Source organism: Flavobacterium sp., from assembly GCF_028712645.1.
Lineage (GTDB): Bacteria > Bacteroidota > Bacteroidia > Flavobacteriales > Flavobacteriaceae > Flavobacterium.
Genome location: NZ_JAQTPQ010000163.1, coordinates 1 through 7,864, shown reverse-complemented (window position 1 = coordinate 7,864; position 7,864 = coordinate 1). Strand labels below are relative to the sequence as shown.

10 protein-coding genes are annotated in these 7,864 nt (G+C 29.8%); 6 read left to right on the top strand and 4 right to left on the bottom strand.

Translation table 11 applies throughout. The features are described from left to right. Together PHC28_RS12490 and PHC28_RS12485 are read left to right on the top strand one after the other, a co-directional pair. Positions 1–339, top strand: a 339-nt coding sequence (locus PHC28_RS12490; RefSeq protein ID WP_367278030.1) for a dUTP diphosphatase, incomplete at its 5' end; no start/stop codon positions are given. Then, positions 329–706 (top strand): cyclic nucleotide-binding/CBS domain-containing protein, encoded by a 378-nt coding sequence (locus PHC28_RS12485; RefSeq protein WP_300100943.1) that lies wholly within the window; start codon positions 329–331, stop codon positions 704–706. The genes PHC28_RS12490 and PHC28_RS12485, both read left to right, overlap by 11 nt. Here the strand turns inward: PHC28_RS12485 and PHC28_RS12480 are convergent. Beyond that, positions 703–1,200, bottom strand: coding sequence for a GGDEF domain-containing protein (locus PHC28_RS12480; RefSeq protein ID WP_300100938.1), 498 nt, complete (start codon positions 1,198–1,200; stop codon positions 703–705). The genes PHC28_RS12485 and PHC28_RS12480 overlap by 4 nt on opposite strands. A gap of 56 nt (positions 1,201–1,256) precedes the next feature. Beyond that, positions 1,257–2,051 (bottom strand): TatD family hydrolase, encoded by a 795-nt coding sequence (locus PHC28_RS12475; RefSeq protein WP_300100935.1) that lies wholly within the window; start codon positions 2,049–2,051, stop codon positions 1,257–1,259. A gap of 50 nt (positions 2,052–2,101) precedes the next feature. Here PHC28_RS12475 and PHC28_RS12470 point away from each other — a divergent pair, with 50 nt between their 5' ends. Together PHC28_RS12470 and PHC28_RS12465 are read left to right on the top strand one after the other, a co-directional pair. After that, complete coding sequence (locus PHC28_RS12470) at positions 2,102–2,416, top strand: hypothetical protein (RefSeq protein WP_300100932.1); 315 nt, start codon at positions 2,102–2,104, stop codon at positions 2,414–2,416. A gap of 30 nt (positions 2,417–2,446) precedes the next feature. Beyond that, a complete protein-coding gene (locus PHC28_RS12465; protein ID WP_300100930.1) occupies positions 2,447–2,734 on the top strand; it encodes a hypothetical protein in 288 nt (95 codons plus the stop codon). Here PHC28_RS12465 and PHC28_RS12460 read toward each other — a convergent pair. Then, positions 2,712–3,215 carry a hypothetical protein gene (locus PHC28_RS12460; protein WP_300100927.1) on the bottom strand — a complete coding sequence of 168 codons (504 nt, stop codon included), beginning with the start codon at positions 3,213–3,215 and terminating at the stop codon, positions 2,712–2,714. The two genes, PHC28_RS12465 and PHC28_RS12460, sit on opposite strands and share 23 nt — an antisense overlap. 39 nt (positions 3,216–3,254) lie before the next feature. Further along, entirely contained in the window at positions 3,255–3,647 is a 393-nt protein-coding gene (locus PHC28_RS12455; RefSeq protein WP_300100924.1) for a hypothetical protein, read from the bottom strand. A 144-nt stretch (positions 3,648–3,791) separates the two neighbouring features. Between PHC28_RS12455 and PHC28_RS12450 the strand changes: the two genes are divergently transcribed. Both PHC28_RS12450 and PHC28_RS12445 read left to right on the top strand, forming a co-directional pair. Beyond that, a complete protein-coding gene (locus PHC28_RS12450; protein WP_300100921.1) occupies positions 3,792–5,150 on the top strand; it encodes a hypothetical protein in 1,359 nt (452 codons plus the stop codon). A 170-nt stretch (positions 5,151–5,320) separates the two neighbouring features. After that, the coding region (locus tag PHC28_RS12445) for a hypothetical protein (protein ID WP_300100918.1) at positions 5,321–7,864 on the top strand (2,544 nt) is incomplete at its 3' end.

The window sequence follows — 7,864 nt, the reverse complement described above, 5'->3', positions numbered from 1 at the left end:
GCAATAAAAATTCCAGAAGGACATGTCGGATTAATTCGAGATAGAGCTGGAATTGTTAGTAAGATGAATGTGCATACTGCTGCAGGAACTTTTGACCCGGCTTATCGAGGAGAAGTTTCAGTTGTTCTAATAAATTTTGCAGATGAAAGTGTTACAATTGAAAAAGGAATGAGAATTGCGCAGTTAGTAATTCTTCCGGTTACAAAAGTAAAAATTGTCGATGTAAAAAAATTAGATATTACAGAAAGATATGATAAAGGTTTTGGTTCGACTGGTTTGAAGGAAATAATTAAATTACAAAAAGCAATGGGAATTCCCGACGAAGATTATGAAAGTTGAAGAAATTATGAAAAGAGCTATTGCTGTTGAAGAAATAAAATTAAAAGAGGCGGCGGAAATTATGTCTGAGAAAAGAGTTGGTAGTTTGATAATTATGAGAGGCGAAAATATCGTTGGGATAATCACTGAAAGAGATGTTTTAAAAAATGTTGGAAGATTAAATGAAAAGATTTCTAAAATTATGAGTAAAGATGTAATCACGATTTCTCCAGATTCAAGTTTGGATGACGCGGCGAAAACTATGACTGAAAATGAAATTAAGCGACTTCCTGTTGTAGAAAAGGGAAAGCTCGTTGGCATAATTACTGCTACTGATTTGATTGCTAATTCAGATGCTTTGAATGAAAACTTTTTTTTAGAAGATTAAAATTCAATTCTATTTTTGCCGTTTGATTTTGCTTTAAATAAAAATTTATCTGCTCGATTTTTTAATTTTTCTTTTGTGTCTCCTTTTTTATATTCAGCAATTCCGCCTGAAATTGTAACCTTTTCTTTTTTGAAATCTTTTTCTATTGAAATTCTAATTCTTTCTGAAACTTTTTTTGCTTTTATTAAATTTGTTGAAGGGAGCATTACAATAAATTCTTCTCCGCCAAATCTTGCGACGACATCGTATTTTCTTAGAATATTTTTAATTATTTTTGCGACTTTTATAAGAATTTTATCTGCATTAATATGCCCGAATTTTGAATTTATCATTTTAAAATTATCAATATCAAAAATTACAATTGAAAGGTTTTGTCCTCTTTTTGCTTTTTCAAATTCTATTCCAAAAATTTCTTGAAAAAATCTGTAATTATATAATCCTGTTTTCTCGTCGTGGGTTGCAAGATTGTAAAGCGATTCTATATTTTTATCCATATTTGAAAGAAGCAGTTTAAAATTTTCTTTGAGTTCTTTTAAATTTTTGATTTCCATTACAGATTAAATAATCTTTTTGAGTTATTAAATATTTCTTCTTCAACTTTTTCTTCAGGAAGATTTTTTATTTTTGCTATTTCTTTTAAAGTTATTTTTATATTTGAGGATTCATTTCTTTCGCCTTGAATTGGTGAGAGATATGGCGCGTCGGTTTCTGTTAATAGTTGTGAAAGTGGGACTAGTTCGACGAGCATTTGAAAATGTTCCAACCGCGTTATAACTGGCGGAACAGAAAAATAAAATCCTAAATCAATTCCTTTTTTTATTAGAGATTTTTTTCCTGAAAAGCAATGAAGAATAATTTTTTTGTAATTTGATTTTTCGAGAAGTTCGAGTGCTTCTAATTCTGCTTTTCTTGAATGAACTATTAAAGGTTTATTTATCTTTTTAGCTAAATCTATAATTTTTTGGAAAATTTTTATTTGCTCATTTTTTTCTGAAGAATATTTGAAATCAAGTCCTGCTTCTCCGATTGCGACGCATTCATTTTTATTTTTTTCAATCCAAGAAATTTCTTTTTCTAAATCAAAACTTTCAATGTCTCTTGAAAATCCGTTTGCTTCGCCGATTTCTATTTCTTTTTTTAATGCATCAAGAGGATAAATTCCAAAAGAAACTTTTACGATGTCAGAAAAATTTTTTTTGATTTCTAAAATTTTTCTGTTCGTCGACGAATTTACACCTGAAGTAATTATAAATTTTACACCGGATTTTCGCGCTCTATCTATAACTTTGTCTAAATCTTGCGAAAATCTTTCGTGGTCTAGATGGCAGTGAACATCAATAATCATATTCTTTACAGAAGAATAATGTTTATAAATTATATTTTTTTAAGTTGCAGATGCAAAACTCAAATGATGTTGTTGACCAAAGACAAAATTATTTTTCAAGATTGGTTTCTTGTGTTAGAGAATTTAGACAGGGTTATAAGGAAACTGGAAATGTAGTTGCAATTTCAAGAAGGGCAAAAGAAAGAGAAAATTATTTTTATTCTCCAGTTGAATTTGCACAAATTATGGGCTTTGGTATAAGTTTAAAATTAAGTGGTGCTTATCGTGCTGGACAAAAAGTTTATTTAGGTTTGAATTGCGGAGCAAGAGAATCTTTGCAAGGTTTGCAAGTGCGTGCAAAAAGAAAATTTGAATGGGGAAAATAAATTTAAATATCGGATTATTCTAAATAATTTATGATAAAAGAAATTTTGACAATAATATTTTTAATTTCGGCTTTTCCTGTCGGATATTTGCTTGCTTATTTGTGCAAAGATGAAATCCTTCAATTAAGAAAATGGTTCTTGGTAATTTTTGCAGGTTCTTTAATTTTGAGTTCTGCGATTTCTTTTTTTTATTTTGAAATTAGAACTGAAATAATTCTCTCGCTTTTTTATATTGCAATTGCGGGTTTGATTTCGATTTGGAAATCTTATGATAAGAAATTCTTGGGAAAATATTCTAACAATTCTCAAAAATTTTGATGTTGTTTTCTGCTGTGCTTTTTAGAAAAGAAAATAATTCTATGATTTCCTGATTTTTTAATTTTCCTGAAAATTCGTCATAGAGTCGGATGTTTTCTTCTTCGACATTTATTCCTTTTTTGCAGGCTTCTTCTGTAGAATTGAAATTAATTTTCATAAGCCATTCATTTTCAGGAACTTGAATAGAATATTTTGTAAAAAATATTTTTATATAATCAATTACTTGCTGTTCTGATTCTGCCATTTTTTCAAAAGGCGCGGTTTCTCCGAATTCGTTTAGAGCTTTCCAAGAAACTGCACGGGATTTGAATTTTCCATCGATTGCGAGATTTAGTGCTTGGACTTCTGGCGATGAAAGTGCATTTTTGTTGAGTGGAGAAATATTATTTTCTTCTTCTGTTTTTTCAATGTTTAAATAAAAAATAATTCCTGTTAAAATAATTAAAGATAAAATTATAATTGTGATATAAAATTTTTTCATAAAAGAATAAAGATTTGATATTTATAAATTTTCTGAGAATTATTTTTTTGGATAAGGTCTTTTAGGGGGTAAACTTGGAGAAGGTTTTGGTTTTCCTGGCTTAAATCTTGGTGGTGCACTTGGAATCTGTTTAGGTTTATGTGGTGGTGCGGGTTTGTGATATGCCGGTGGATGATATGGTTTTTTTCCTTCTCTAATTTTAGGTGTGGAATGATATATAATGGGTGGGTGTGATTTTCTTGGCGGTTCTCGAACTTCATACACTGGTCTAATATACGATGGAGATGGATCTCGATGATGTGGGCCAGGAACACAACCGACTAAACCTATACTTAACACTCCAACATAAAAAGCATTACGAACATTTTTATAAATTCCGTCAGAAATTCTTTCATAACTTCCAGAAATTTTTTCTGTTAATTCTTTCGTCATACAAAAACGATTAATTGAACATTTATAAACTTTTTGGGCTGATAGGTGGTTTTATTTATGATACTATTAATAAGTAACAACTATGATAAAATTTAAATAGTATAATTTTCTAAAAATATTATGGGCAATTATAATTTAGAATCAATGACTGAAGATGAAGTTGACGAAATTTCTAGTTGTGAAAATAGTTTGGTTAAAAAATTTTTTTCTTTTCCAAGTCCTAAGAAATTGTTAAAGAGATATATTATTCCTGGAGCTGCTGCTTTCGTTCTTTTAACAGGATTATATTCTTATGGTGAGAGATATTTTAAACCATTAAAAGATCCGATAACTCCTGAAAAAGCAGTAATATTAGAAAGATTAAATGAAGGACTTAAAACAAATAATTTTAATTTAATTAAAGAAGGGGTTGAAACTTGGAATAAAGGGCTTGCAGTTCCTTTAGATGATGACAGGGAAGGATTTTCAGAATCAGCAAGAAAAATATTAAGGGGCCAAACATTAGCTGGAAAGTTGGGGGGTACAATTTCAACTTATGAAAACTTGCTTAGAAATTTAAGACTTCCTGTGAATATCGGTAATGTAAAAATAATTAGAGGTGAAAGATTTAGGCCTGAAAGAGAAGTTATTCCAAACGTGTTGGCTCCTTTTTATTTTGCTGATTTAGAAGGGGCTTATTCTATTAGAGGGAATATTCTTATTAATGAATTTATGCTGGACCAAAATTGGGCGAGTATTGTTTACAAAGAAATTTTTACTAAATTATATTTTGAAGGTTTATCTAAAGAACAAAGAGAGGATGTAAGAGCGGGAATAAAACCTTTTAGAGAAAGATTATTTCGAGAGGCGGGAGAATTTTATCAAGGAAAAAGAGAAATTGAAAGATTGAAAGAAGAATTAAAAAAAGAATTAGAAAAAACTGCGGAAGCCCAAGGAAAAAAAGTTTTTACAAACGAAATGAATCATTATTTAGAATATTTTTATATGGTTACTAAAGAGGGTAAACCTATTAGTCCTTTAATGAATGAATTATTTCAAGAAGCAATAAAAACTAAAGAAATTAAAACTAAATTTGAAAGATATTCGGAATTATTTAATCAGTTTATAGATGATAGTCCAAATAAGTTTAGTAGAAACCCTTTGATTGTAGGAAATTATTCTAAAACAAGATATACTACTGGAGAATTATGGCCAGAAGTTATGGCTTATAGTGAATTAAGAAGACAAGGTTTTGTTGGAGGGGATGATAAATTAATTGGTATGTTTGGAGAAAATTATCCTGTTTTTAATTGGGGAGATTTTGATTTAAAACCTATTTATCCTGTGAAGTTTAAATTAAAAAAAAGAGGAGAAAATTTCTGGCAGGATTTTTTAAGCAATTTAAGCAGACCTTTTACTTTAGTTTATGGAAGATTAAAAAAAAGAGAAGTTTATTCTGAAACTTCTGAAGAAGTTAAAGAAATAAAAGAATTGGCTAAAAAATATAATGTACCTTTAAATTAACTTTATTTTTGTAGTGTAAAAAGATTTATAAATAGGATTTTCTTTTGAGTAGTGTAAAAGATGGTGTATAAACGATATATTTCTCGGAACGGAAAAAAATATGGGCCTTATGTTTATAGAAGTGTGAGAAAAGGTAAAAAAATTTTAAGTATTTACGTAAAAAAAGGAAGATGAATAAAAAAAGTATGACAAAAATTGGTGGAATTTTATTTGCAGTTATATTTTTATTTATTTTTATTTTATTTTTTGTCTATGCTATTAGGGCTGATACACAAGTTGTAGAATCTACAACAGGTTCACTTTCTTCAATTGCTTTAGATAATAACGATTTTGTTCATATATCTTACTATAACTCTACTATACCAAAATATTGCAATAATACTGCAGGAACTTGGAGTTGTGTAAATTTACCTTATAATACTTTGGAAACATATGATGATATTGAATTAGCAATAGATTCAAATGATAAAATTCATATATGTTATAGTTCTGATGAAATTCTTTCTTATTGCAATAATACTGCAGGAACTTGGAGTTGTGAAGAAATATTCTCGGGTTTAATTTATAATAGGGAATGTTCAATAGCAATAGATACAAATAATCGAGTCCATATTATTACTCAAAATGGTGAAGATCCGGACATAACTATTTCTTATTGTAATAATACTGCAGGAACTTGGAGTTGTGAAGATGTGGACATTGCACCCGAAAAAGGGAGAACAGAATATATTGCTTTAGATTCAAATAATAAAGCACATATTCTCCATTATTATGATGCTGTAGATAGTAATTTAAGGTATTGCAATAATACTGCAGGAACTTGGAGTTGTGTTTCAGTTTCAATAGTTAAATCTATAATATATGCAGCATCAATAGCAATTGATGGCGACGACATTGTTCATATTTCTTATTATAATAATACTAATTTAGTATATTGTAATAATACTGCAGGAACTTGGAGTTGTGAAGATGTGGAAACTACAAATGATATTGGAAGATATAGTTCAATAGCAATTGATAAAAATAATAAAGTTCATATATCTCACTTTGATGCGACTAATAATGCGTTGAGATATTGTAATAATACTGCAGGAACTTGGAGTTGTGTTAAATTAATAGATGCTGACACACAAGCTTTAGGGGCCCCTGGAGGAAGAGGGTTAGCAATTAAAAAAGGAAGAATTGTGGACTCTGTTTCTTTCTCAAATGTAATACATATGAGCTGGAATAACATTTCTGATTTAATGTATACAAATGCAACGATTTCAAGTGGGGATACAACTCCGAAAATTAATCTTGATTTAATTAATCCTGAAAATTTAGATGGAATAAATGCAACTCAAAATAGTTTTTTTAATGTGACTGTAAATGTTTCTTGTGAGAATGCAAATTGTGGAGAAATTAATGTTAGTTTGGATCCGCAAGTTTCAACCCCTTTTGTTTGGGTTATTGATCACGATCCAGGGAATGTTACTCTGTTTGATTTATCTGGAAATAAGTTAGGTATTTATTCTGCTGGTTGTTATTATCCTTCGGGTGTTGCAATTGATTTGTCTAACAATGCTTGGGTTTCTTGCGGTTTGGGTTATCTTGTAACAAAACTAAATTCAACTGGGAGTATTTTGGGAACTTATAATATTGGGCATAATAATTTTGGAATTGCAGTTGATTCATCTAATAATACTTGGGTAGTAGGTACTACAAGTGTTACAAAACTAAATTCAACTGGGAGTATTTTAGGAACTTTCACTGTTGGAAATAATCCTCTTGGGATAGCAGTTGACTCCTCTGATAATATTTGGATTACTCATTATTTAAGCAATTATGTAACAAAACTAAATTCAACTGGGAGTATTTTGGGAACTTTTACAGTTGAAGATAGTTCTAAACCTAAAGGAATTGCAGTTGATTCTTCAGGAAATGTTTGGGTTACTTCTAGTGACAAGAAAAATGTAACAAAACTAAATTCAACTGGGAGTATTTTGGGCATTTATAATATTGATGATGTCTCAATGGGAATTGCAATCGATTCCTCTGATAATATTTGGATTACAGTTAACAGCGGCAATGTAACAAAACTAAATTCAACTGGGAGTATTTTAGGAACTTATAATTTAGATTCAATTATTACTCCTTATGGTGTTTCGATTGATTCTTCTAATAATGTTTGGGTTGCTGATTACGCTTCAATTAATGTAACAAAACTAAATTCAACTGGGAGTATTTTAGGAACTTATTCTACAGAAGGACAACACCATTTTTTAGGGGATATGACTGGTTTTGCTCTTCAACATTTTGTTTTGGGATATACTTCTTCTAAAGGATTAATTTCAACTTCTCCGACGACACCATTTTATACAAATGAAAGCAATCCAAGAAATGTAACTTTAAATGCAGGAGAATCGCAAGTCATAACTTTTTGGGTAAATGCAACTGGGGCTATTGGAAATGCTTATTATTTTTTTGCATTTGCAAATCAAACTTCTGACATGTCAATTTCAAATATAACTGGAAACTGGAATGTTACAATTATTTCTGGCGAGGAAGAAGACACGACTCCGCCATTAATTTTATTTATTTCTCCGACGAATACAACTTATTCTTATGAAAATATTTCTGTGAATATTTCTTCTGACTCGACGAAGTCGTCAATTTGGTATTTCAATGGGACTGCAAATGTTTCTTATTCTGAAGTTCATAATTTGACTCTTGCA